This is a genomic window from Usitatibacter palustris (assembly GCF_013003985.1).
GTDB lineage: Bacteria > Pseudomonadota > Gammaproteobacteria > Burkholderiales > Usitatibacteraceae > Usitatibacter > Usitatibacter palustris.
On record NZ_CP053073.1, the window covers coordinates 221,477 to 245,531 of the forward strand.

The window sequence follows — 24,055 nt, forward strand, 5'->3', positions numbered from 1 at the left end:
CGCCTTACGCCCGGTCCCCGACGCGCTCGCCCAGCAGGCCCGAAGGCCGGAACACGAGCACGAGGATCAGCACGATGAAGGCGTACACGTCCTTGTAGTTCGAGCCGAAGAGGCTCGACTGCGGGCTCGCCGCGCAGACGTCCGCGAAGCCGGGCATGAACTTGTCGAGGAAGCACACGTTGGTGAAGTCGCCGACGTAGCCGGCGCCGAGCGATTCGATGAGGCCCATGAGAATGCCGCCGAGCACCGCACCCGCGAGATTTCCGATGCCGCCCAGCACCGCGGCGGAGAACGCCTTCAGCCCGAGCAGGAACCCCATCTGGTAATGCGCGATGCCGTAGTAGGAACCGACCATCACGCCCGCCATCGCGCCGAGGGCCGCGCCGATCACGAACGTGAACGAGATCACGTTGTTGATGTTGATCCCCATGAGCCCGGCGATCTGCGGGTTCTGCGAGGTCGCGCGCATCGCGATGCCGATCTTGGTGCGATACACGAGTGCCAGCAGCCCGCCCATCATCGCGAGGGAGGTGAGGATGATCGCGATCTGGATATTGGAAATCGCCGCCGCGTTCTCTCCGCTGCCGAAGTGGAAGACCTCGAGCTTGATGATCTGCGGGAAGGCGATGATGTTGCGGCTCCACACGAGGAGTGCGAGGTGCTGCAGCACGATCGAGACACCGATCGCGGTGATGAGCGGTGCGAGGCGAGGCGCGTTACGCAGTGGCCGGTAGGCCACGCGCTCGATGGTGTAGCCCACGATCACGCAGACGGGCACGGCCGCGAGGATGCCCAGGCCCACGATCACCAGCGGCGGCAGGCCCGAGCCGGCCAGCGCCACGATCACCGAGAAGGCGGTCATGCAGCCGATCATCACGACTTCGCCGTGGGCGAAATTGATGAGCTGGATGATGCCGTAGACCATGGTGTAGCCAAGGGCCACCACGGCATATACGCAGCCAAGTGTCAGGCCGTTGATGACCTGCTGGAGAAAGATGTCCAGTTCCCTGCCCCCTCAAAAGAGAAACGGCACCGTTGCCGGTGCCGTTCCATTGTGCAACAAGCCGCTTATTTCTTCTTTTCGTCGGCTTTCTTTTCTTCTTTCTTAGGCTCTGCCTTCTTCTCCTCCTTCTTCGCCTCCGCGGGTGCCGCGGCCGGAGCCGGGGCAGCACCGAAAGGCGTCGCAACTCCACCCTTCACGATCGACACGGGCGCAATCTTGCCATCCTTGCCCATGCGGAAGATGGTCATTTCGGCGTCCTTGCGGTCGCCCTTGGCGTCGAACTCGACCTTGCCGGTCGCGCCCGTGAAGCTCACCGTGTTCATGACCGGCGTGAATTTTGCCGGGTCGACCGAGTCGGCCTTCTTCATCGCCTCGATGACCGCCAGGGCGCCGTCGTAGAAGTAGGGCGCGTACTGCTTGATGTCGCCGTACTTCGCCTTGAACGAGTCCTGGAATTCCTTGCTGGCCGCCTGGGCGGGCAGGCCGGCCTGCGAGCAGGCGAAGCCTTCAGCTGCCGCACCGGCGAGCTTGCTCATTTCGTCCGTGCAGGCGCCGTCGCCGAAGGCGAAGACGGCCTTGATGCCCAGCTCACGAGCCTGCTTGAGCAGCGGGCCGCCGGTGGCGTCCATGCCGCCGTGGAAGACGACGTCGGGATTCTTGCCCTTGATCTTGGTCAGGATCGCCTTGAAGTCGGTTTCCTTGTCGGTGGTGCGCTCGCGGCCGACGATGTTGACCTTGGCGGCCTTCAACGTCTTTTCCACTTCGTTGGCGATGCCTTCGCCGTAGGCGGTCTTGTCGTCGATGATCGCGACCTTCTTGCCCTTCAACTCGCCGGCGATGTACGCGGCGATGGCCGGACCCTGCTGGTCATCGCGGCCGACCGTGCGGAAGGTGTTCTTCAGGCCGCGCTCGGTGAGGGTGGGGTTCGTCGCGGAGCCCGAAATGACCGGGATGCCGGCCTTGTTGTAGATCTCCGAGGCGGGGATGGTCACGCCGGAGTTCAGGTGGCCGACAACGGCGGCGACCTTGGCGTCCACCAGCTTCTGCGCCACGGTGGTGCCGACCTTCGGGTCCGCCTGGTCGTCCTCGCTCACCATCTTGAAGGTGACGGCCTGGCCGCCGATGGTGATCTTCTTGTCGTTGGCGTGCTGGATCGCCAGGGCAACGCCGTTCTCGTCGTCCTTGCCCAGGTGGGCGATGGAGCCCGTCAGGGGGCCGGCGTGGGCGATCGTGACGGTCAGTCCTGCGGGGGCGGCCGGGGCGGCAGCCTTGGGGGCGGGGGCTTCTTCCTTCTTGCCGCAGCCGGCTACAGCCAGCGCGGCAGCGACGGCGAGCGCGAGCTTGGTCGACGATTTCATCTAACTCTCCAGGTGTAAGGGTTGGGGTGACGCGAGGCCGAAAACAAGGCGGAAAGTATAGCGGAGTTAGCTGATTGGCGAGGAGATTCCGCCCCGCATCACCGACACCGGAACGATGCGTCCGCCCTTCATCCGGAAGATGGTCATTTCGGCGTCTTTCCGGTCTCCCTTCGCGTCGAATTCGATCTTGCCCGTCGCACCCGCGTGCGAGGTCTTGTAGATCTCGGGAAGGAAGCGCGCGGGGTCGGTGGAGTCGGCCCTTTTCATCGCTTCGATCACCACATTGGTCGCGTCGTAGAAGAACGGGGCGTAGAGCTTGGTCTCGCCGTACTTCGCGTTGAACGCGGCGAGGAATTCCTTGCTCGCCGCCTGCGCGGGCAGTCCTGCCTGCGAGCAGGCGAGGCCCTCGGTGGCGGGTCCGCCGAGCTGCGCCATCTCGTCGGTGCAGGCGCCGTCGCCGAAGGCGAAGGCACTCTTCAACCCGAGCTCGCGCGCCTGCTTCAACATCGGGCCGCCGGTGAAATCCATGGCGCCCACGAAGATCACGTCGGGCGAGCGCGACTTCAAGCGCGTGAGGATCGACTTGAAATCCGTTTCCTTGTCGCTCGTGCGCTCGTGCGCGATGACATTCACCTTCGCGGCTTTCAGCGCCTTGGCCACTTCCGTCGCGAGGCCTTCGCCGTACGCGGTCTTGTCGTCGACGATGGCCACGGTCTTCGCGGCGAGCTCGTTGGCGATATAGGCCGCGATCGCCGGACCCTGCTGGTCGTCGCGCCCGACGGTGCGAAACACGCCCTTCAGGCCGCGTTCGGTGAGCTCGGGGCTGGTCGCGGAACCGGAGATGACCGGGATGCCCGCCTTGCCGTAGATCTCGGAGGCGGGAATGGTGACGCCGGAATTGAGGTGGCCGATGACCGCGGCGACCTTCGCGTCGACCATCTTCTGCGCCACGGTGGTGCCGACCTTGGGATCGCCCTGGTCGTCCTCGCTGCGGATGCGGAAGACCACGGTCTTGCCGCCGATCACCAGCTTCTTCGCGTTGGCCTGGTCGAGGGCGAGGGAGACGCCGTTCTCGTCATCCTTGCCCTGGTGCGAGATGGGCCCGGTGAGCGGGCCGGCGTGGCCGATCGTGACGACGACTTCGTTGGAGACGGCAGGCGGGGTCTCCGGCTTGGGGCCGCACGCAGAGAGGAGAAGAAAAAGCGAGGGTCCGCAGATAAACGCGGATAAACGCAGATAAGGGCGAAGGTGACTAAGCATTCCTGGGTGGCGGCGTGGACGAGGTCTCACCTTCCAAGCCTTTGCCTTTATCTGCGTTTATCCGCGTTTATCTGCGGACCCTTGCCCTTTACTTCTTCTTGAGCGACAGGATGTAGGTGACGAGCTTCTCGACGTCGGCGTCGGGCACCGCGGAGTTCGGCGGCATCGGGATCTGGCCCCAGGTGCCCATGCCACCCTTCTTCACCTTCTCGATGAGCATGGCCTTGGCCTTGGGGTCGCCCGCGTACTTGGCGGCGACGTCGTTATAGGCCGGGCCCACCGTCTTCTTGTCGATCTGGTGGCAGGCGGTGCATGCGTGCTTCTTCATGAGCTCTTCGCTCGCAACGGTGGGCAGGGCGAGGGTGGCGAGGGCGAGGGCGGGAAGGGCGAGGGCGAACTTGCGCATTGAAGGCTCCTGGAAAATCGTTCTGGGGACTCAGGCGGAAGGCGCGATTGTGGGCAATCCGAGCGTTTCCCGCAATCGAGCGGGCGAGTCCAGCGGGGGCAGGCAGGTAACGCCCTCGCACACCCACGCGTTGACCCCTTTCACGGGCTTGGCGAGAGGTGCGGGCAGGTTGGCGGCGCCATCGGGCAGGAAGAGCGAGACCGATGTCGGGAGGTAGGCGCCATCGAGCAGCGCGCGCCACGGACCAAAGTCGGGGGCAGGCCCGTTGACGATGACCGTGCGCGTGGGCACGAGCGATTCCTCGAGCGCGCCGAGCAGGCTGCCGAAGCCGCCGGGGTGGCGAATCATCTGCGGCCAGTAGAGGGCGAGCGTGCGCTCGGCGGCCTGCTGGTAGCGCAGATCGCCGGTGAGGAACGTGAGGCGGATGAGCGCCTGTGCGGCGACTCCGTTGCCCGAAGGGGTCGCGTTGTCGTGGCCGGGCTTGGGTCGATGGATCAGTTTCTCGTGGCCGTGCGCGGTGAAGAAGAAGCCGCCGTTCGACTTGTCTTCGAAATCCGCGAGCAGCACGTCACCGAGTTCCGTCGCCCACGCGAGATCGCGCGAATCGAAATCGGCCTGCAGCACTTCGAGCAGGGCCGCGAGCAGGAACGCGTAGTCGTCGAGATACGCATCGAGATGCGCCTTCCCATCCTTGTACGTCGCGAGGAGCGCGCCGTCCTTCCACATCGTCGTGCGGATGAAATCGAGCGATTTACGCGCCGACGTGAGCCACTCCGGGAGACCGAACGCGCGCGCCGCGCGCGCCATGCCCGCGATCATCAGCGCATTCCACGAGGTGAGCACCTTGTCGTCGCGCCCCGGGCGGATGCGCTTCTCGCGCGCCGCGAAGAGCTTCGCGCGTGCGGCTGCGAGCAGCGCCTCGGCGCCCTTCGCGAGCGGCTGCGCCGTGACGAAATGCCAGTCGTGATTCTCGAAGTTCGGCGGACGATCGAGGCCGTAGTGGGGTGCGACCACCGCGTACTCGTCCTCGGTGAGCAACGCCCGCACTTCATCGGGCGTCCAGACGTAGAACTTGCCCTCGTGGCCCTCGGAGTCGGCATCGAGCGAGGAGTAGTAGCCGCCCTCGGGCGATTGCATCTCGCGCAGCACCCACGCGACGGTTTCGCGGCAGGCGCGCTCGAAGACCGGATCGCGCGTGGCGACCCAGGCGTCGGCGTAGAGGCGCAGGAGCCAGCCGTTGTCGTAGAGCATCTTCTCGAAGTGCGGGATCGCCCATTCGTCGTCGACGCTGTAGCGCGCGAAGCCGCCGCCGAGCTGGTCGAAGAGGCCGCCTTCGGCCATCTTCGTGAGCGTGAACGTTGCCATCGCGAGCGCGTCGCGGTCGCCGTTGGCCGCGAAGCGGCGCAGCAGCAGCTCGATGGAATCGGGGTGCGGGAATTTCGGCGCCTGGCCGAAGCCGCCGTCGGTCGGGTCGAACGTGCTCTTGAGAAAGCGATAGCTCTCGTCGAGGGGCGCGCGCGTGAACTCCGTCGTGGGGCCCGCGGTGCCCGGGCCGGTGCGCGAAAGCGCGTCGAGGAGCCGCGCGTTTTGCTCCTCGATGTCGGTGCGGTTGGCGTCGTAGAACTCGCGCACGCGCACGAGCAGATCGCCGAAGCCGGGCAACCCATAGCGCGCGGTCTTCGGAAAGTACGTGCCGCCGAAGAACGGCAATTGCTCGGGCGTGAGGAACATCGTGAGCGGCCAGCCGCCGGTGCGCTGCGTGAGCATCTGCTGCGCGACCTGGTAGATCTGGTCGATGTCGGGACGCTCTTCGCGATCGACCTTCACGTTCACGAAGAGCTCGTTCATGACGCTGGCGACTCCCGCGTCCTCGAACGACTCGTGGGCCATCACGTGGCACCAGTGACAAGCGGAATAGCCCACCGAGAGAAGGATGGGCTTTCCGCTGCGTTTCGATTCGGCCAGTGCCTCCGGCCCCCACGGATACCAATCGACGGGGTTGTCGGCGTGCTGCTGGAGGTACGGGCTGGTTTCCTGCGCGAGGCGATTCTTCAAAATCACTGTCATCCTGAGGAGCGAAGCGACGAAGGACCTGCTGGAGGCAATTATCTGCTATCGCGCTCCAGCAGGTCCTTCGGGCCTGCGGCCCTCAGGATGACGGGGTTAGCCCGCCGGCTGCACGTCCACGCCGATGGTCACGGTCGACCCCGGGTGCTGCGTCATGCGGGTCACGTACTCGCGGCCGTCGTAGGCGTAGCGAACGTCGTAGCCCGTCGTGACCTGCCTGGTCTCGCGGATCGTCCCGCACTTGGGAACGTTGCGCTCGACCGGCACGTCCTCGTAGTACACGCCGCCGCGCGAGGTGCGCGCGCGTTCGTAGACGCGGACCGGCTCGGACCAGCACTCGTTGCGCGAGCTCTGGATCCGTTCCTGGACCGGCGTCACGGAAATCACCGGCGCCTCCGTGGTGTAGGTGGCGGCGAAAACGGCGGGGACCGGCGCCATCAGGGCGGCGGCAACTGCAACAAGAATACGTTTCATGGTGTTTCCTCCGGACTCCGATGAATGGAGTGTCTTCATTCGACACCCCCGGCGAATCGAAGGCTGTGCCCCTACGCTGCGTGTCGCTGCGGGACTTTGACCAACCCCAGGATCAGTGAACATCCGACAAGGATGATCGCGCAGCCGGCGATGCGCCCGGGCGTCATCGGCTCGCCCAGGAACAGCACGCCCCACACCATCCCGAAGATCGGCACGAGCAGCGTCACGGTGATCGCTTTTACGGGGCCTACGTCGGCAATCAACCGGTAATAGAGGATGAAGGCGAACGCGGTGGAGACGACTGCGAGGCCGAGCACCGAGGCCCACGCGAGCGAGGGCGCGGCCACCGGGGGAGGTGCCGCGAGCGCGAAGGGTGCGAGCGTGGCGGCGGCCATCAACAGCGTTCCCGCGGAGATGCCAAGCGGGCTCGCGTCCTTCAGCTTCACCTTCGTGAACACGATCGTGTAGCCGTAGAGCGCGGTGGCGAGTACCGAGAAGGAAGCCGCAAGGAGTTCCTTCCCGCTCATCGGCGTGGGCGTCCAGCCGACCAGCACGACGGTTCCGGCGAGGCACAGCAGGATGCCCGCGATCTTCGCCGGCGTGAGCGGATCGCGGATCCAGATTGCCGCGACGATGGAAGCAAACAGCGGCGAGAGGGCGTTGAGGATCGCCGCGGTCGAAGCATCGATCGAGCGCAGCGCCTCGGCGATGAGGATGAACGGGAGTGCGAGACCGATCGAGCCCACGAAGAGAAACGCGGGCCAGTGCTTGCGCCAGCCGACGGTGCCGCGCATGAGCGTCACGTAGGCGAGCAGGAGCAGGCCGCCGATGAGGACGCGAAGCTCGATCATCCACGCCGAGCCGAAGTGCGCGACCGCGTGGCGCATGAAGAGATACGACGCGCCCCACATGGCCGCGAGGGTGACGAGCCGCGCGAGATCGGCTGGCTTCAAACGAGCGAGCCCTGCAGCACGCCCTCGAGCTCGAGCAAACGCGTTTTGCGTGGCAGCCCGCCCGCGTAACCGGTGAGGCTGCCGTCGGCGCCGACGATGCGATGGCACGGCACGATGATCGCGATCGGATTGCGGCCTGTCGCCGCACCCGCGGCGCGCGAGGAGCCGGGCGAGCCTGCGCGGCGCGCGAGCTCCGAATAGATGATCGTCTCGCCGTACGCCACGCCGCTGATTTCTTCCCAGATTCGCTTCTGGAAAGGCGTGCCTCGAGGGTTGAGCGGCAGGTCGAACACCGCACGCTCGCCTTCGAAGTACTCGGCAAGTTGCTTCTCGCAGGCGACGAGCGAAGGGTGCTTCGTGTCTTCCTGCCAATCGGGATCGACCGGGCGCATGTACTTCGAATCGATGAAGTCCACGCGTGTGAGTCCGTGCTCGTTGGCCGCGGCGAGCATCGTGCCCAGCGGCGACGTGAAAGTCTTGTAGCGAATCATGGTTTCTTCTCCAGGGATTTCCAGAGGTGGAGGACGGCGTACGCGCGCCACGGCCGCCATTGCTCGGAGGCGGCGAGTGCCGCACGCGGCTTTTCGCCGATCGCCTTGATCACCGCGACGTCCGGATGCGGGAATGCGTCGGGCCAGGCGAGCGCGCGCATCGCGATGTAATGCGCGGTCCACGGGCCGATGCCGGGCAGCGCCTCGAGGGCGGCGAGCGTTGCTTCGACGGGGGCCGCGGGATCGAGCCTGAGCGCGCCCGAATCGATCGCCTTCGCGAGCGCGATGATCGCGCGGGCGCGCGCGGCGATCACGCCGTGCTTCGCGATGTCGCCGGGCTCCAGCACCGCGATTTCTCCCGCACGCGGGAACACATGGTCGAGTCCGGCGAAGGGTGTCACGATCGCCGTGCCGAAGGCGCGGGCGAATCGTCCCGCGATGGTCGTGGCCGCGGCAACCGTGACCTGCTGGCCGAGGATGGCTCGCACCGCGATCTCGAAGCCGTCGACCGAACCCGCGAGCCGCAGGCCCGGATGCGCTTCGCCGAGCGGACCCAGCGCAGCGGCCACCTGGTCGGGATGGCAGGCGAGATCGAAGAGGCACTTCGCGCGCGCGAGCACCGTGGGCACCGCACCGGCGAGCGAAGCGCTTGCATGGATGCGAAGCGCGGAACGCCGTGGCGAGGGCGCCACCTCGATCCACCCCGTTGCTTCCTTCCCGCCCGCGCCGGCGACCCGCATCGTGCGCCGATAGCGCCGGCCGTCGATCTGCTCCACGCCCGCGATCGCACGCCGCCCGAGGAAAGCGAGCATCGCCTCCCAGTCGTAGGGCGGACGGAACGCGAGGTCGAACGTGAGGCGGCCGGTGGGTTCGCGAGAAGGCGTGGTGCGGCGCAACTCACCCGGCGTCATGCGATAGCGCGTGCGAAAGAGGTCGTTGAACCGGCGCAGGCTCGCGAAGCCGCTGGCCATCGCGACGTCGAGCACGGTGAGATCCGTATCCGTGAGCAGGCGCTTGGCGAGCAGCAGGCGCTGCGTCTGCGCGTACTCCACGGGCGAAACACCGAACTCCTGCTGGAAGACGCGGCGCAGATGGCGATCGGTCACATCGAGCGTGCGCGCGAGCTCGGCGAGGTTCGCGTCCTGCAGCCGCCCGTCCTCGATCAGGTTCGCGGCCGAGCGCGCGAGGCGCTGGTTGGCATCGACGACCGCATAGCCGGGTGCGAGCTCGGGCCGGCAACGCAGGCAGGGCCGGAAACCCTGCACCTCCGCGGCCGCCGCACTCGGGAAGAAGCGGCAGTTGTGCTTGAGCGGCGTGCGCGCCGTGCACACCGGCCGGCAGTAGATGCGCGTGGTCCGGACGCCGACGAAGAAGCGGCCGTCGAAACGCGAATCGTGGGCGCGGACTGCGCGGTAGCACTGGGTGTCGTCGAGATCCATGACGGCATTATCCGCCCGCCCATTTCCGGGCGCTCGCCATTTTCGGACATGGATATCGCGCTACTGCAGGCGCGTGAGCAGCTCGTCGATGAGGTCGCGGCGGCCGTCGGGCGAGGGCAGGCGATGGTCGCGAAGTGTCGCGACCAGTTGCGGACGCGGCAGCGCCTTGGGGTCGGAGCGGATGAATAGTTCGGCGAGCGCACGCTGGACGTTTACCGAGCTCGCATTGCGGAATGCGGCGGCAAGCTCCACGAGCAGCTCGCGGTCGGAGAGCGACTGGCGGCCCAGCGTGTCGAGGGCGCGGATCTGCGCTCGCGAGTCGCTCATGCGGGTGATGTCCGTCGTCACCGCGTGCAGCTCGGCGCGCGCCTTCATCGGCCGGTGGCGCAGGTACGCACTCGCCACCTGCGAATCCTGCTCGTCTCCGGTGCCAAGGGATGCGAGCACCTTCGCGCGCGCGGCTTCATCGTCGAGGCAGGCGAGGAGCGCGGCATGCCCCACCTTCTTCATGCTCGCGGATTGCCGTGCGAGCCCGCGGGCATCGAGGTCCCCCGCGCGGTTGAGCGAGCAAGCGAGGTCGACGTCGCTGTAGGCCACCCGCTCCTTTGCGAGGAGGTCCTCGATGAGGTGGATGTTCTCGGCGCGCAGGTCGTCGGGCGAGAGCCACGCGACCTGGTGGGCGAACGCGAGCATCCGGGCGCGCAGCTCCGGCTGCGGTGCGGCGCGCGCGATCGCGAGAAACTTGCGGCGGCTCTCGTCGTCCGCGGAAATCTCGGCGAGCGCCTGGGACCATGCGGGCGACTGGCGCTCGGCCTCGCCGGGCGAGGCGACAAGCTTCTCGATGCGCGCGAAGGACACACTCGCTTCGGTCATGTCGCGGCGCATCAGCGCGTGGACGTGCTCGAGCTTCTTCGCGCTCGTCGTGCGCTCGTCGTAGAACGCACACACGCGTGCGCGCGCCGGGAAACGAGCGTCGCCTTCGCGCAAGCCGCTCGTCGTGGTCAGGGAGCTCTTCGAGAACGCGGCGAGCAGTCGGCCGTCGGGGCGTCCGCTCGCGACACCCGCACCCGCGTCGAAGGCGCGATTGAGGAGCCCCGCGGCCGTGGAGCCCACGGGTGCCGCCGCGGAGAACCCGTAGATGACGGGAACGCCGGCGAATACGCGGCGCATGCGGTCACGCCCGCTCTCGCCGTAGGCGGACGCGTATTTCGATGCGTCGGGATTCAGGCTCTCGCAGCCGAAGAGGTAAACCTCCTTCAGTTGCGAAAAGAGGCCGGGGCAGCTCTGGCTGCACGAGGCGCGCTCGAGCTCGTCGATCGCAAGGTGATCGGACGCATCGATGCGATCGGAATAGAAGGTCTCGCCGGCATTGAAGTGACCGGAGACCACGAGCGCGTCGCAACGGATCTCCTTCTGGCACGCCGAGTGCAGCCAGTCGGCGCGGCCCTTCTCGACGAGCTCGACGTGCTTATAGCCGGGGAAGCGCTTGCGGAACGCTTCCTTCTCGTCGGGAGAATTGACCGTGATCGAGCAGACCGTGCGGGGGGGCTCGGCGGCAGCGGCGAAGCACGCGGTGGCGAGAAGCGAGGCGAGGAGGACTTTCATTCCTCCGATACTCGCGGCTGGCGCGCGCCGCGGCTGCCAGCGGCAGGCTCGCGGCGGCGTCGGTGGTGTCCTAGGCGGGCAGTTGCAGGCGCTCGAGCAACACGTCAACGAGGTCGCGCGCGCCATCGGGAGCGCGCACGCGGTGCCGGCGCAGGACGCTGACGAGCTCGGGATCGGCGAGGAGCTTCGCGTCTGCGCGAAGGAACGCTTCGGCCACGGCGCGCTGGATGTTGGCCGACGTCGTGCGCGTGTAGAGGCGCGTGAGCTCGTCGATTACCTGGCGATCGGAGAGGTGGTGGCGGGCGAGCGTTTCGATCGCGCGCACCTGCGCGGCCGAGGGCTTCATGCGCGCGACTGCGCGTGTGGCCGTGACCAGCTCATCGCCGGTGGCGATCGGACGATGGCGGAAATACGCCTGGGCGATGCGAACGTCGTTTTCGTCGGCGCTCGCAAGGGTGCGCAGCATGCGCTCGCGCGATTCGCGGCTTCCCAGGCACGCGAGTGCCGCCGCCGGTGCCGGCCGGCTTCCAAGCGTCGAAGTGGGCTTCACGCCCACCTGCGCGACATCCACCGCGCGCTCGCGGCCCAGCGTGCACACGAGATCGACTTCATCGAAGCCCATGTCGCCGGCGGTCAGCACGTCGCGCACGAGGCGCGCCTGCTCGGCCGATTGCTCGGCTGCGGAGAGCCAGCCGACGTTGCGGGCGAGCGCGATCATCCGCAGGCGCAGTTGCGGATCCTCCGTCGCGCGCGTGAGCGCGAGGAAGCGGCCGGCGACGGCGCGATCGCGTGCAAGGTCCCCAAGCGCGAGGGCGAACGCGGGATCGGCCGTGAGACCGGGCGAGGCGAGGAATTTCTCGATGCGCGGGAAGGCCATGCGCACCTCGGCCGGATCGCGCGAAAGAACATCGTGGACGGAGCGCAACTTCTGCGTCGTGGTGAGGCGGTCATCGTAGTAGCGGCACGCATCGCGGCGCGCGCCCGCTTCCGCATCGCTCGCGCGACGGCCTTCGGTCACGACCATTCCCGTGTTCGAGAATCGCGCGAGCAGCGTCGGGCTCACCGTGCCGCTGCCGATCTCGACTCCGTAGCCGCTCTCGAAGTGGCGCGCGAGCATCGGGCCCGCCGTACGTCCGAACGGTGCGAACGTCGCGAAGCCGTAGATCACCGGCACGTCGGCGAAGAGCTGGCGCATCAGCGCGCGGCTGCTTTCGCCGTGGCGCTCGCTCAACTCCCGCGCCGCGCGCTCCGCCTCGGCCTTCGTGGAACCTGATCGAACGTAGCCGCGAATCACCTCGGGTGTTGCCGTGCGCACCGGATCGGGCTTCAACGTATCGCAGCCGAAGAGGTAGACCTCCTTCAGCTTCGAGAACACGCCGGGGCATGACTGGCTGCACACCGCGCGCTCCATCTCCTCGACGGGGAGCGATTCGCTGCGATCGAAGCGCGAGGTGTAGAACTCGGTTCCCGCGAAGTGCCCGGAGACCACGAGCACGTCGCATTGCACGCCGCGCGTGCACGCTGAAGCGAGCCAATCGGGGCGGCCGTGCTCGACGAGCTCGACGAAGTCGTAGCGATCGGCGGGAAGCGCCGAGCGAAACGCTTCGCGTTCATCGGCGGAGTTGACGGTGATGGAGCACACCGTCGTCTTGGCCGCGCTCGCCGGAAGCGCGAAGGCCGCGGCGAGCAGCAGCAGGAAGCAGGACCGCATGTAGGACAAAGGGAAGTGGCCGAAAAGGACCCGGCCACTCTAGCGGAAGCGACCTCGCTAGTGGTCTGACACGCTATTTCTTGCAGGCAGTCGCGACCGCCGCGGGAAACACCGTCCCACCTTCATGCGAGAAATACACGCGCCGCTGGCTTCCCGCGATCATCACGCGGTGCGTCTGCAGGAAGTCGAGGCCGATGATCATCTCCGGGACCGCGGCGAAGGAGCGCGGGCCGCGCTGCGCCTGCGCGGGCGCGCCCAGGTCCGCGAAGTGGATCCTGGGATTGAGCACCGTTTGCGGCCCGATGTCGAAACGCTTGAACGGTCCGATGAACGAATCCACCGGCTGCTTGCCGAGCCCCGTCACGCAACCGCCCGGCGTCACACCCGGCGACTTGCTCGTGACACCGAGCCGCTCGGCGCGTCCGGTGTTGATCACGGACGTCTGCGCGGCCGAATCGATCACCGCATCGAAGGACTGCTCGCCCATCGCGACGCGGATGCCCGCGTTCGTGCCCGCTTCGAGCGAGACGTGCCGCAGGTTCTCCGAAGGCCAGTAGCCGATGAAGGCGTCGTCGCATTCCTTGAGCACGAAGATGCGGATCGACTTGTTGGGCAGGTCGAACTCGAACGCCGTGCCCTCGAGGAAGTCGTTGCCGATCACGAGGGCGACATCGGGACCGAGGTCGCGGTCGGCAAGGAGCACGCGCCAATCCTTGCGCGTCATGCCGCCGATCTTGGCTTCCTCGATGATCGCGGCGGCGTCGCGCCCCGACCCTGTCTGCGAAAGCGCTGCCTGGATGGCCAGGGTTCGCGAAACCATCGTGTTGGGCGCGCCCGTATCGATGATCGCGTCGACCTTGCGGCCGTTGATCTCGATGTTCACGAGGGGCAGGCCCGCGACTTCACGCACGCGCCATTCGGCGGCCTTCTGCAGCTTGCAGCGGGGTTCTTCCTTCGCCTGCGCGAAAGCGGGGCCCGCGGGCATGGCGAATGCCGCGACCAGCGCGGCGGACAGCACGATCCTCATTCCTCGACGATCTCCGGTTCGTTGCGAACAGGGAAGTTGACCGAGTTCGCGATGAAGCAATTGGCGTGGGCCCGTTCGTGGAACGCCCTTGCGTCCTCGAGGTTCGAGCCCTTCGCGACCACGACGCGCGGGCGCAGCAGCACGTCGAGCATCTGCATTTTGCCCGACGCGGCCTTGCCGAGTGTGGCGGTGGCGCGGTCCTCGTAGCGCCGCACGCCGAGGTTGCGGCGCGCGGCGATCGCGAGGTAGGTGAGCATGTGGCATTGCGAAAGCGACAGCGTGAGGAGTTCCTCCGGGTTGTAGCCGCTCCCGTCACCGGAGAAAACCACCGGCGCCGACCCGAACACCGGCGCGTGGCCGGGTGCGGCGAGCGCGTTGTTGCGCGAGAAAGCGGGGTCGGGATGCGGCTTCGCCGCTGGATCGGGCGACCAGTCCACGGTCACCGCGAATTGATGGGTATCGCTCATGAGGCCCTTTTCCTGTAGCTGAACGTCTCGACCCTGCTCGTGCCGTCCTTGTTGCGCAGCGTCACGTTGACCACCAGCGTCTGCGCATCGGGCGAGGAGAAGTGCACGCCGCCGAACGTGGCTTCGCCCTTGGCGATCGCGGTGAGCTTGAGCCGCGTGGCCTTGTCCTTCTCCTCCCAGCCCACCCACTCGGGCGTGAAGTGCTTCACGATGAAGAGCAGGCTGCCTTCCTGCTCCTCGATCGCGAAGATCTCGTAGAACCGCGGCGAGCCATCGGGTTTCATCACGCGAAAGGCGCCCATCATCACGCCGTTGCGCGCGGGCATCCAGAACTCCTCGCTGGCTCCGCCCATGCCCTCTCCGAGCCATGAGCCCTGGAGCCAGGCGACGTCGGCGATCCTTGCGGTGGGCGCGGGTGTCGCGGGTGCCGGGGCCACCGTGGCTTGGGCCAACGCGACGAGCGGGAGGAGGACGGCGAACAGCAGGGCAAGGCGTTTCATCGAAGGCTCCGTGCGGGGGTTGAGGTTACCTTAGTCGAACGCCGCGGATCGCGATCGACATTTTGCTTTATCCTCTGCCGCCATGAACTATCGACGACTCGGCCGCTCCGGCCTCAAGGTAAGCGAGCTTTCTTTCGGCTCGTGGGTGACGTACGCGAACCAGATGGACACCGGTGCTGCGCTCGACTGCATGGCGGCGGCCTGGGACGCGGGCGTCAATTTCTTCGACAACGCCGAGGTCTACGCCAACGGCAAGAGCGAGACCATCATGGGCGAGGCGCTGAAGAAGCTCGCCTGGCCGCGCGTGAAGTACGTCGTATCGACCAAGTTCTTCTGGGGCATCGTCGAAGGCCCGAACACGAAGAACACGCTCAACCGCAAATACCTCATGGACGCGATCGACGGATCGCTCGCGCGCCTGCAGCTCGATTTCGTGGACCTCGTCTATTGCCACCGGCCCGATCCGAACACGCCGATGGAAGAAGTGGTCTGGGCGATGCACGACATGATCGAGCGCGGCAAGGCGCTCTACTGGGGCACGTCCGAGTGGAGTGCCTCCGAGATCATGGCCGCGCACAACGTGGCCGAGAAGCACCACCTGCGCCGGCCCGTGGTCGAGCAACCCGAATACAACCTGTTCCATCGCAAGCGCGTCGAGGTGGAGTACCAGCACCTCTACAAGGATGTCGGGATGGGCCTCACGACGTGGAGTCCGCTCGCATCGGGCCTGCTCACCGGCAAGTACAAGGCGGGCGTGCCCGAGGGCAGCCGCGGCGCGATGCCGCGCATGGCGTTCCTGCTCGAGAAGCTCACCGACAAGGCGCGCAACGCCGCGGTGATGCAGCTCGAAGGTGTGGCGAAGGACCTGGGCTGCAGCATGGCGCAGCTCGCGATCGCCTGGTGCCTGAAGAACCCCCATGTCTCGACCGTCATCACCGGCGCCTCGCGCGTGTCGCAGGTGCAGGAGAACATGAAGGCCGCGGACGTGGTCGCGAAGCTCGACGAGGCCGCGATGAAGCGCATCGAGGCGATCGCGGGGGGTCTCGCGGAATAAAGTGCTCCTTGTAGGACAACACCGATTACCGCCGGGAGGCGCGACCGGTAATTTGTGCTCTCCAACGCAATCCAATCAAGAGAGCACAAAATGAAAACGACTCAACCCCTCGCCATCGTTGCCGCCTTCGCCCTCGCCTTTTCCCTGGCTGCGTGCCAGAAGGAAGGCCCCATGGAGCGCGCCGGCAAGAAGATCGACAACGCCGCCGAAAAGGTCGGCGACAAGGTCGAGCAAGCCGGTGACAAGGTCAAGGACGCGACGCGCAAGTAACGGCTAGCGCGCCGGGCGCGCTTCGGCGCGCAGCGCTTCGAGCAGTCGCTGGGCCGCGGGCGAGAAGGTTCGCCCCGCCCTCCTCACGATCGAGATGTTCCGGCGCAGCGCGGCATCGCGCAGTGGGTGCACGCGCAACCCGGTCGCCAGTTCCAGCTCAAGCGCAGAGGTGGGAAGCAGGCTCACGCCCAGCCCCGCGCGCACCAGCCCCACGGCAGTTGCCATGTACGTGACCTCGAAAGCGGGCGGCTTCGCGATCCCGCGCGCGGAGAACGTGCGTTCCACATGTGCGCGCACGCTGCTTTGCGTATCCATGAAGATGAGCGGCCACTCTGCCAGGTCCTCGAGCTTCAGCGTCGCTCGCTTGTCGAGCGCGTGACCTTTCCTGAAGACGGCCGCCAGGCGGTCCGTGGTGTAGGGCAACAGCTCGAACTCGCGGCCCAAGCCCTCGAAGCTGCCGATCCCGAAATCAACTTCCTCCGCGGCCACCAGCGCGATGATGCGTTGCGCCACCGTGTCGCGCAGCTCCACGCGAATGGCGGGGTGCGTTTTCGCGAGCTGGGCGATCGCGCGCGGCAGGCGCGTAGCGCAGATCGAAGGAAGTGCCGCGACACGCACCCTCCCGCGGTGGCCGGCGGCGAGCTGCCTCGTATCCTCCGCGACGGCGTCGAGATCCGCGAGGACCCGCTCGAGCGTCGGCAGGAGGTCGCGGCCGATCGCCGTGAGCTTCACCTGGCGGGTGTTGCGGTCGAAGAGCCGCACGCCGAGCGCGGATTCCAGGTCGCGCACCTGCACCGTGAGCGCGGGCTGGGTGAGATGCAGGCGCACGGCGGCGCGCGTGAAGCTCGCGCTCCGGGCGACGGCCGAGAAGGCGCGCAATTGCTTCAGGTTGAGATTCATGAAGGGAATTTATCGCTGTTATCACAATCATTCAATTCCCTGATGAGCCGCCCGGCGGCACCATGTCGGGCATGGCGACCCGGAAGACTCTTGCAGTGGGCTCGGCGGCCGGCTTTTCCGGCGACCGCACCGACGCGGCCGCGCCAGTCGTGCGTACGCTTGTCGCTCGCGGCGGTCCCGCGGCGCTGATCTTCGAGACGCTCGCCGAACGCACCCTGGCCCTTGCGCAGATCGCGCGGCGCGCCGATCCCGATGCCGGCTACGAACCCCTGCTCGACGAGCTGCTCGAGCCGATCCTCGCGCCGTGCCTGAAGGCCGGCATCCGCATCGTGAGCAACTTCGGCGCCGCCAACCCCGCGGGCGCCGCTCGCCGCATCCACGCGATCGCGCGCAAGCAGGGATTGCGAGCGCCGCGCGTCGCGGTGATCACCGGCGACGACCTTTCGGGCGCCGTGCATCGCAAGCTCCTGCGTGACGGCATCGGCGCGTCCTTCGACTCGCTCGACGTGGTGAGTGCAAACGCCTACCTCGGCGCCGAGCCCATTGCCGCTGCCATCGCCGCCGGGGCCGAGATCGTGGTGGCCGGGCGCGTGGCCGATCCTTCGCTCGTCGTAGGTCCCGCGATGGCGCACTTCGGGTGGGCCGCGAACGACTGGGAGCGGCTGGGTCGCGCGACGATGGCGGGCCATCTACTCGAGTGCGGCGCACAGGTTACCGGCGGCTACTTCGCCGATCCGGGCCACAAGGACGTCCCTCGCTTGCACGACGTGGGCTTTCCGATCGCGGAGATCGATGCGGACGGCCAATGCACGATCACCAAGGCGGCCGGTACCGGCGGGTGCGTGACCGAGCGCACCGTGAAGGAACAGCTCCTCTATGAAGTGCACGATCCCGCGGCGTACCTCACGCCCGATGTCACCGCGGATATCTCGGAGGCATCGGTGCGCGCGGCGGGCCGCGATCGCGTGTCGCTCTCCGGCGTGCGCGGGCACGCGCGGCCCGATCGCCTGAAGGTCAACGTCTGCCATGAGGCGGGCTGGCTCGCCGAGGGCGAGATCTCCTACGCCGGTCCCGGGGCGGAGCGGCGCGCGCGTCTTGCCGCGGAAGTGCTCGCGAAGCGCCTGCGTCCCGCGCTCGAGATTCGCGTCGACCTGATCGGCGTGGTGAGCGTGTTCGCCGACGACCGCGGGCGCCTCGTGAAGGCAACGCCCGCGGGCGATGCACGCGACGTGCGGCTGCGCGTGGCCACGGCGCATCGCGATCGCCGCGAAGCCGAGCGACTCACGCGCGAAGTTACCGCGCTCTACACCTGCGGCCCGGCAGGCGGCGGCGGCGTGCGCACCGCGCTTCGCCCGCGCCTCGACATAGTCTCGTGCTTTGTGCCGCGCGCCGCGGTGCATGCCGGTTTCGAGCTGGTGGGCGCATGAGCCGCAAGACCACTGTCGCGCTCCACGCGCTGGCGCACGGCCGCACCGGCGACAAGGGCGACCGGTCGAACGTGAGCCTCATCGCCTATCGCCCGGAGTTCCTCGAGACGATCGTGGCCGAAGTCACGGAGGCGCGCGTCGCGAAGCAGTTCGCGCACCGCAAGCCCAGGTCGGTGAAGCGCTACGTGCTGCCGAAGCTGGGTGCGCTGAACTTCGTGCTCGACGGCGTGCTCGACGGCGGCGTGAACGGCGCGCTCAACCTCGACGCGCACGGCAAGTCCCTCGCTTTCCTGCTGCTCGAGCTTCCGATCGCGATTCCCGCGAAGCTCGTGCCGCTGCTTTCCGATTCCAAAACCAGCAAGATCCCCCGACGGAGGAAGCAATGAAGACGATGACCCGCAGCATCCGCGCGCTCGCACTCGCCGCCGCAGCGGTGGCGACGACCGCCGCGTTCGCGCAGACCTATCCCTCGAAGACGATCACGTTCATCGTGCCCTTCGCGGCCGGAAGCGCCACCGACCAGATCGCCCGTGCACTGGGCCAGTCGGTTGCCGAACAATCGAAGCAGACCGTCATCGTCGAGAACAAGCCGGGCGCGAGCGGCTTCCTCGCCGCGCAGGCCGCGGCCGCGGCCGCGCCCGATGGCCACACGGTGCTCATCACGACGAACACCACGCACGCGGCCAACGAGCACCTCTACAAGAAGCTGCCCTACGATCCGGTGAAGGACTTCGCGCCCGTGACGCTGCTCGGCAAGGGCGGGCAGATCATGATCGTGAACAACAACGTCGCGGCGAAGTCGGTCGCGGAGTTCATCGCGGCCGCGAAGAAGTCGCCGGGCAAGCTCACGTTCGGCAGCGGCAGCTCCTCGAGCCGCATCGCCGGGGAATTGCTCCAGCAGATGGCCGGGATCCAGGTCCTGCACGTGCCCTACAAGAGCAACCCGCTCGCGATCACGGATCTCCTCGGCGGCCAGATCGACATGATGATCACCGACAGCGCGACCGGTATCCCCCAGGTGAAGGGCGGCAAGGTCCGCGCGCTCGGCGTCACGGGCCTCAAGCGCTCGCCGCTTGCACCGGACATCCCGACGATCGATGAAGCCGGCGTGAAGGGCTACGAGATGGGCTACTGGTTCGCGGCGTACGTGCCCGGGAAGACGCCGCCCGCGACGGTCGCGAAGTTGAACGAGATGCTGGTGGCGGCGACGAAGAGTGCCAGCGCGAAGAACTTCTATGAGACGACGGGCACGGATGCCGCGACGTCCTCGCCCGCGGAGCTTGCGAAGTTCCAGGAGGCCGAGACCGCGAAGTGGGGCCGCATCGTGAAGGCGGCGAACATCCAGCCGGAATAATCAGTCGGTAACGGCACCCAGGCTCGCGGTGCCGACCAACTTCGCGTACTTGCCGAGCACGCCGGTCGTGTAACGCGGCTTCGGTGCTTTCCACGCGGCGCGGCGCTTCGCGATCTCGGCTTCGTCCACGTTCAGCTGCAGCAGCAGCTTGTGCGCGTCGATCGTGATCGAGTCGCCTTCCTTCACGAGCGCGATCGGCCCGCCACTGAACGCCTCTGGCGTGACGTGGCCGACCACCATGCCCCACGTGCCGCCGGAGAAGCGCCCGTCGGTGATGAGGCCCACGGATTCGCCGAGGCCCTTGCCGATGAGCGCCGCGGTGGGTGCCAGCATTTCGCGCATGCCCGGGCCACCCTTCGGACCTTCATAACGAATCACGAGCACGTCGCCGGGCTTGATGCGGTCGGCGAGGATCGCGTCCATGCAATCGGGCTCGGACTCGAACACGCGCGCCGGGCCAGTGATGACGGGATTCTTGAGGCCGGTGATCTTCGCGACCGCGCCGTCGGGTGCGAGGTTGCCGCGCAGGATCGCGAGGTGGCCGTGCTCGTACATCGGGTTCGACCACGGACGGATCACGTCCTGGTCCTTGCGCGGTTCGGCGGGAACATCGCGCAGGTTCTCCGCGACGGTCTTCCCGGTGATCGTCATGCAATCGCCGTGCAGCACGCCGTTGGCGAGCAGGATCTTCATCACCTGCGGAATGCCGCCGGCCTTGTGGAGATCCACTGCGACGTACTTGCCCGAGGGCTTGAGGTCGCACAGCACCGGCACCTTCTGGCGCATGCGCTCGATGTCATCGAGGTTCCACGGAACGCCCGCGGAATGCGCGATCGCGAGCCAATGCAGCACGCCATTCGTCGAGCCGCCGGTGGCCATGATCACGGCGAACGCGTTCTCGATGGATTTCTTCGTGACGATGTCGCTGGGCTTGAGGCCGGCCTTCACGGCGGCGACCAGCGCTTCCATGCTCTTCGCCGCGCTCACGCGCTTCTCGTCATCCTCGGCGGCCATCGTCGATGAATACGGCAGCGACATGCCGACCGCTTCGACGGACGAGGACATCGTGTTCGCGGTGTACATGCCGCCGCACGCGCCCACGCCAGGCAGGGCCTTGCGCTCGATGCATTCGAAATCTTCCTTCGACATCTTGCCGGCGCTGAACGAGCCGACCGATTCGAAGACGGAGACGATCTGCAGGTCCTGGCCCTTGTGGTGGCCCGGCTTGATGGTGCCGCCGTAGACGCAGATCGCGGGGATGTTCATGCGGCAGATGCCGATCATCGCGCCCGGGAGATTCTTGTCGCAGCCACCGATGGCGAGCACGCCATCCATGAACTGGCTCTGCGTCGCGGTCTCGATCGCATCGGCGATCACCTCGCGCGAGACGAGCGAGTACTTCATCCCCTCGGTGCCCATCGAGATGCCGTCGGTCACGGTGATCGTGCCGAACATTTGCGGCATCGCGCCCGCGGCGCGCGCGGCGGCGTCCGCGGCATCGGCGAGCGGCTGGATGCCCGCGTTGCACGGATTCATCGTCGAGTGGCCGTTGGCGATGCCGACGATCGGCTTCTCGAAATCGGCGTCCTGGTAGCCGATCGCGCGGAGCATCGAACGGTTGGGCGAGCGAGGCACGCCGTGGGTGATCGTGAAGGAGCGGTATTTGTCGGTCATCGGAATTCTTGAAGGCACGCGTAGGACGTCAACGCATTCTAGTCGAACGCAGGAACCCGGGAGCGATGAGGGCATCCCACCCTGTGACGCAAACGCGTCGTTTCAATCTTCCTTGCAAAGGAGTTGCACCATGAAGAAGAACCTCTTGAAGACGATCGTTTTTGCAACGGGTGTTTCGCTGGCGGGTTTCGCGGCCGCGGGTCCCGGCCATTGGAGGCAGGCCGACCCGGTCCGCTACCAGAGTGAATCGGACCTGATCCTCCAGGAAAACGTCAAGGCCGCGCTGTATGCCGACAAGAAGCTCGAGAATTCGATCTTCAACGTCACGGCGCTGGACGGCCGCGTGTCGATCACCGGCACGCTCGACAGCCAGGAGCAGGCGGCTGAAGTGAAGCGCGTCGCCCAACGGGTCGACGGCTCGCGTTCGATCACGACGTTCCTCGAAGCACCGGTGGGCTGATCACGGCCTGCTGTCGTAGCGTAGAATTCGGGCGCGACTTCAACCTCGCGCCCGAATGCTTGTCCATCCCCAAATAGATCCCATCATCTTCTCCGTCGGCCCGGTGGCCGTGCGGTGGTATGGGCTCATGTATGTCATCGCCTTCGTCGCCTTCGTGACGCTCGCGAAGGTGCGCATTCGCCGCGGGCTCGTTCCGACGCTCGTGGAATCCGACATCGATGACCTCCTGCTTTATGGCGTGCTCGGCGTGATCGTCGGCGGGCGGCTCGGGCAGGTGCTGTTCTACGAGCCCGGGTATTACTTCGAGAACCCGATCGAGATCGTCAAGGTATGGAAGGGCGGCCTGAGCTTCCACGGTGGGTTCCTCGGCGTGCTGACCGCGGTGTGGATCTTCTGCCATCGGCGCGGCAAGCGTTGGCTCGCGGTGATGGATGCCGTCGCGCCCGCCGTGCCACCGGGGATCGCCGCGGGACGCCTCGGCAACTTCATCAACCAGGAATTGCCCGGCCGCGTGACCGACGTGCCCTGGGGCATGTGGTTTCCGGCGATCGATCCCGGCGGGCCCGTCGCGCGCCACCCATCGCAGCTCTACCAGGTCGGGCTCGAGGGCCTCGCGCTCTTCTTCATCCTCTGGTGGTTCGCCTCGAAACCGCGGCCCGTGGGTGCGATCTCCGGCGTCTTCCTCGTGGGCTACGGCGTGTTCCGCTCCGTCGCGGAGTTCGTGCGCCAGCCCGAAGCCTCCGTGCAGGGCGTCTTCCTCGGCGTCACGCTCGGTCAGTGGCTCTCGCTGCCGATGGTGCTCGTGGGGATTGCGATGATCGCGTGGGCGTACAAGAAACAGCCACTGTCATCCTGAGGGTCGAAGACCCGAAGGACCTGCTTGAATCAGTTAAGTGCCTAAAGCAGGTCCTTCGGGTCTTCGACCCTCAGGATGACAGTTCTCTTTATCGCGACAACAACACCCGCAGCACCGTCGGCTTGGGCACCGTGTCGGGCCGGTCGATCTTCCCCTCGCGATTGAAGCGATTCACGCCGGTCGCGGCGAGCAAATAAAACCCATGTGACGTCACCGCACCCGTCGTGGGTTCATCGAGCGACGGGTGATGGTGCGAGAGCAGCGTCTGCACGCGCGTGATCGCGGTGCCGTCGGGCGAGAGCGTCATGAGAATGACGCGGCCCGGCGTCGTGATGTTCTGCACGCCGACCAGCTGGCCTTCCCATTCGTAGAGCCCGTCGATGCCCGCGACCGTTTCGCGTGCGGGGACGGTGACGCGCGTCATCTTGCCGGTGGCGAGGTCGACCATCGCAACGCCGGTCGAGTGGCCGATGTAGAGGCGCTTCACGTCGGGCGAGACCGCGAGCCCGTTGGTGCCGCGCGCCTGGCCCGCAGCCAGCACCGTGTGGGGCGCGCCGCTCTTCAGGATTTCATACACCGCGCCGCTTGCCGAATCGGAAACGAAGACGCGGCCGCCGCGAGCGACCGCAACGTCGTTGAGCTGCTGCGCACCGGGCACCTCCGCGCGCTGCAGCAGCTTGCCGGTGTCTGCATCGAATGCGACCACGGTGTTGCGCCGCTCCTTCTCGCCCGCTTCGGTGATCGCATTCGTGCTGATGGCGTACAGCGTGCGGCGCGGAGAATCGAGCGCGAGGCCGAGCACATGATCGAGTTTCGCGTCCTTGCCGGCGAACTCCGTCACAACCCCACCGGGAGAAACGCGCACGATGCGCTTCTGCGCGATGCTGCCCACGAGAAAGCTCGCGGTCCCCGGGTCATAAGCGATGCCTTCGGGAATGAACGCGCGGTCGTCGATCTCGAATGCGACAGGCGCGAAATCGAGACGCGGCAATCGCGCTTCGAGCTTCGAGCGCAACGCCTGGAACGCCTTGTCTTCCCAGATCGCCTCGAAACCGAATTCGCGCGGCGGCAGGAATCCCTCGCCGAGCTCGTCGACTTTCTTCAACGCGGCGAGCGCGGCCTTCTTGTCGCCCGCTTCCACCTGGAAGTGCGACAGGTAGTACCAGAGCGTCGGATCCTCGGGGCGTTGCTTGAGGAGGTTTTCGATGGCCGCGATCACCGTCGCCGTTTGCGCGGCGACAGGTACGGCCAGAGCGATGAGGAGTGCAACGAGGAGGGAGCGCATCCCTCCATTGTCGC

24 protein-coding genes are annotated in these 24,055 nt (G+C 66.8%); 7 read left to right on the top strand and 17 right to left on the bottom strand.

The window, feature by feature from the left end; translation table 11 throughout:
* Positions 1-4: 4 nt before the first annotated feature.
* The 14 genes from DSM104440_RS01055 to DSM104440_RS01120 all read right to left on the bottom strand — a co-directional run bounded on the left by DSM104440_RS01055 (position 5) and on the right by DSM104440_RS01120 (position 14,761).
* Positions 5-943: a branched-chain amino acid ABC transporter permease gene (locus tag DSM104440_RS01055; protein WP_425509644.1), complete on the bottom strand. Its 939-nt coding sequence runs from the start codon at positions 941-943 to the stop codon at positions 5-7.
* A gap of 125 nt (positions 944-1,068) precedes the next feature.
* Complete coding sequence (locus DSM104440_RS01060) at positions 1,069-2,361, bottom strand: branched-chain amino acid ABC transporter substrate-binding protein (RefSeq protein ID WP_171159948.1); 1,293 nt, start codon at positions 2,359-2,361, stop codon at positions 1,069-1,071.
* A 66-nt stretch (positions 2,362-2,427) separates the two neighbouring features.
* Positions 2,428-3,621, bottom strand: a complete 1,194-nt coding sequence (locus DSM104440_RS01065; protein ID WP_171159951.1) for a branched-chain amino acid ABC transporter substrate-binding protein — start codon at positions 3,619-3,621, stop codon at positions 2,428-2,430.
* A gap of 88 nt (positions 3,622-3,709) precedes the next feature.
* Positions 3,710-4,027 (bottom strand): c-type cytochrome, encoded by a 318-nt coding sequence (locus DSM104440_RS01070; RefSeq protein WP_171159953.1) that lies wholly within the window; start codon positions 4,025-4,027, stop codon positions 3,710-3,712.
* 30 nt (positions 4,028-4,057) lie between these two features.
* On the bottom strand, positions 4,058-6,082 hold the full coding sequence (locus DSM104440_RS01075; protein ID WP_171159954.1) for a thioredoxin domain-containing protein: 2,025 nt from the start codon (positions 6,080-6,082) through the stop codon (positions 4,058-4,060).
* A gap of 108 nt (positions 6,083-6,190) precedes the next feature.
* Positions 6,191-6,568, bottom strand: coding sequence for a hypothetical protein (locus tag DSM104440_RS01080; protein ID WP_171159956.1), 378 nt, complete (start codon positions 6,566-6,568; stop codon positions 6,191-6,193).
* A 71-nt stretch (positions 6,569-6,639) separates the two neighbouring features.
* Positions 6,640-7,521, bottom strand: coding sequence for a DMT family transporter (locus DSM104440_RS01085; protein WP_171159958.1), 882 nt, complete (start codon positions 7,519-7,521; stop codon positions 6,640-6,642).
* Positions 7,518-8,012: a methylated-DNA--[protein]-cysteine S-methyltransferase gene (locus DSM104440_RS01090; protein WP_171159966.1), complete on the bottom strand. Its 495-nt coding sequence runs from the start codon at positions 8,010-8,012 to the stop codon at positions 7,518-7,520. The genes DSM104440_RS01085 and DSM104440_RS01090 overlap by 4 nt, the downstream gene beginning before the upstream one ends.
* Complete coding sequence (locus DSM104440_RS01095) at positions 8,009-9,451, bottom strand: AlkA N-terminal domain-containing protein (protein WP_171159968.1); 1,443 nt, start codon at positions 9,449-9,451, stop codon at positions 8,009-8,011. Before DSM104440_RS01095 ends, DSM104440_RS01090 begins: the two co-directional genes overlap by 4 nt.
* Before the next feature lie 60 nt (positions 9,452-9,511).
* A complete protein-coding gene (locus DSM104440_RS01100; RefSeq protein ID WP_171159971.1) occupies positions 9,512-11,056 on the bottom strand; it encodes a hypothetical protein in 1,545 nt (514 codons plus the stop codon).
* 70 nt (positions 11,057-11,126) lie between these two features.
* Entirely contained in the window at positions 11,127-12,767 is a 1,641-nt protein-coding gene (locus DSM104440_RS01105) for a hypothetical protein (RefSeq protein WP_171159973.1), read from the bottom strand.
* Positions 12,768-12,840: 73 nt separating this feature from the next.
* Positions 12,841-13,794, bottom strand: a complete 954-nt coding sequence (locus DSM104440_RS01110; protein ID WP_171159975.1) for a retroviral-like aspartic protease family protein — start codon at positions 13,792-13,794, stop codon at positions 12,841-12,843.
* On the bottom strand, positions 13,791-14,261 hold the full coding sequence (locus DSM104440_RS01115) for an OsmC family protein (protein WP_171159977.1): 471 nt from the start codon (positions 14,259-14,261) through the stop codon (positions 13,791-13,793). The genes DSM104440_RS01110 and DSM104440_RS01115 overlap by 4 nt, the downstream gene beginning before the upstream one ends.
* On the bottom strand, positions 14,258-14,761 hold the full coding sequence (locus DSM104440_RS01120; RefSeq protein WP_171159979.1) for a DUF6265 family protein: 504 nt from the start codon (positions 14,759-14,761) through the stop codon (positions 14,258-14,260). Before DSM104440_RS01120 ends, DSM104440_RS01115 begins: the two co-directional genes overlap by 4 nt.
* An 82-nt stretch (positions 14,762-14,843) precedes the next feature.
* On the opposite strand from DSM104440_RS01120, the gene DSM104440_RS01125 reads away from it, so the two are divergent.
* Together DSM104440_RS01125 and DSM104440_RS01130 are read left to right on the top strand one after the other, a co-directional pair.
* Complete coding sequence (locus tag DSM104440_RS01125) at positions 14,844-15,815, top strand: potassium channel beta subunit family protein (RefSeq protein ID WP_171159981.1); 972 nt, start codon at positions 14,844-14,846, stop codon at positions 15,813-15,815.
* Between the two features lie 90 nt (positions 15,816-15,905).
* The gene (locus tag DSM104440_RS01130; RefSeq protein ID WP_171159983.1) at positions 15,906-16,085 is read left to right on the top strand and encodes a hypothetical protein; all 180 of its coding nucleotides are present in this window, start codon (positions 15,906-15,908) and stop codon (positions 16,083-16,085) included.
* Between the two features lie 3 nt (positions 16,086-16,088).
* Here the strand turns inward: DSM104440_RS01130 and DSM104440_RS01135 are convergent, their stop codons facing one another.
* A complete protein-coding gene (locus DSM104440_RS01135; RefSeq protein ID WP_171159985.1) occupies positions 16,089-16,985 on the bottom strand; it encodes a LysR family transcriptional regulator in 897 nt (298 codons plus the stop codon).
* A gap of 71 nt (positions 16,986-17,056) precedes the next feature.
* Here DSM104440_RS01135 and DSM104440_RS01140 point away from each other — a divergent pair, with 71 nt between their 5' ends.
* The 3 genes from DSM104440_RS01140 to DSM104440_RS01150 are packed head-to-tail and all read left to right on the top strand — an operon-like array spanning position 17,057 to position 19,766.
* Positions 17,057-18,412, top strand: coding sequence for an acyclic terpene utilization AtuA family protein (locus tag DSM104440_RS01140; protein WP_171165589.1), 1,356 nt, complete (start codon positions 17,057-17,059; stop codon positions 18,410-18,412).
* Complete coding sequence (locus DSM104440_RS01145; RefSeq protein ID WP_171159986.1) at positions 18,409-18,798, top strand: AtuA-related protein; 390 nt, start codon at positions 18,409-18,411, stop codon at positions 18,796-18,798. Before DSM104440_RS01140 ends, DSM104440_RS01145 begins: the two co-directional genes overlap by 4 nt.
* Positions 18,795-19,766 carry a Bug family tripartite tricarboxylate transporter substrate binding protein gene (locus DSM104440_RS01150; protein ID WP_171159988.1) on the top strand — a complete coding sequence of 324 codons (972 nt, stop codon included), beginning with the start codon at positions 18,795-18,797 and terminating at the stop codon, positions 19,764-19,766. The genes DSM104440_RS01145 and DSM104440_RS01150 overlap by 4 nt, the downstream gene beginning before the upstream one ends.
* On the opposite strand, the gene ilvD is transcribed toward DSM104440_RS01150, so the two are convergent.
* Complete coding sequence (gene ilvD, locus DSM104440_RS01155; RefSeq protein WP_171159990.1) at positions 19,767-21,440, bottom strand: dihydroxy-acid dehydratase; 1,674 nt, start codon at positions 21,438-21,440, stop codon at positions 19,767-19,769. It lies immediately after the preceding gene.
* Between the two features lie 130 nt (positions 21,441-21,570).
* Here ilvD and DSM104440_RS01160 point away from each other — a divergent pair, with 130 nt between their 5' ends.
* Together DSM104440_RS01160 and lgt are read left to right on the top strand one after the other, a co-directional pair.
* Positions 21,571-21,900 (top strand): BON domain-containing protein, encoded by a 330-nt coding sequence (locus DSM104440_RS01160; protein WP_171159992.1) that lies wholly within the window; start codon positions 21,571-21,573, stop codon positions 21,898-21,900.
* Positions 21,901-21,955: 55 nt separating this feature from the next.
* Positions 21,956-22,756 carry a prolipoprotein diacylglyceryl transferase gene (gene lgt, locus DSM104440_RS01165; RefSeq protein WP_171159995.1) on the top strand — a complete coding sequence of 267 codons (801 nt, stop codon included), beginning with the start codon at positions 21,956-21,958 and terminating at the stop codon, positions 22,754-22,756.
* A gap of 88 nt (positions 22,757-22,844) precedes the next feature.
* Here the strand turns inward: lgt and DSM104440_RS01170 are convergent, their stop codons facing one another.
* Positions 22,845-24,041, bottom strand: coding sequence for an SMP-30/gluconolactonase/LRE family protein (locus DSM104440_RS01170; RefSeq protein ID WP_171159997.1), 1,197 nt, complete (start codon positions 24,039-24,041; stop codon positions 22,845-22,847).
* Positions 24,042-24,055: the final 14 nt, after the last annotated feature.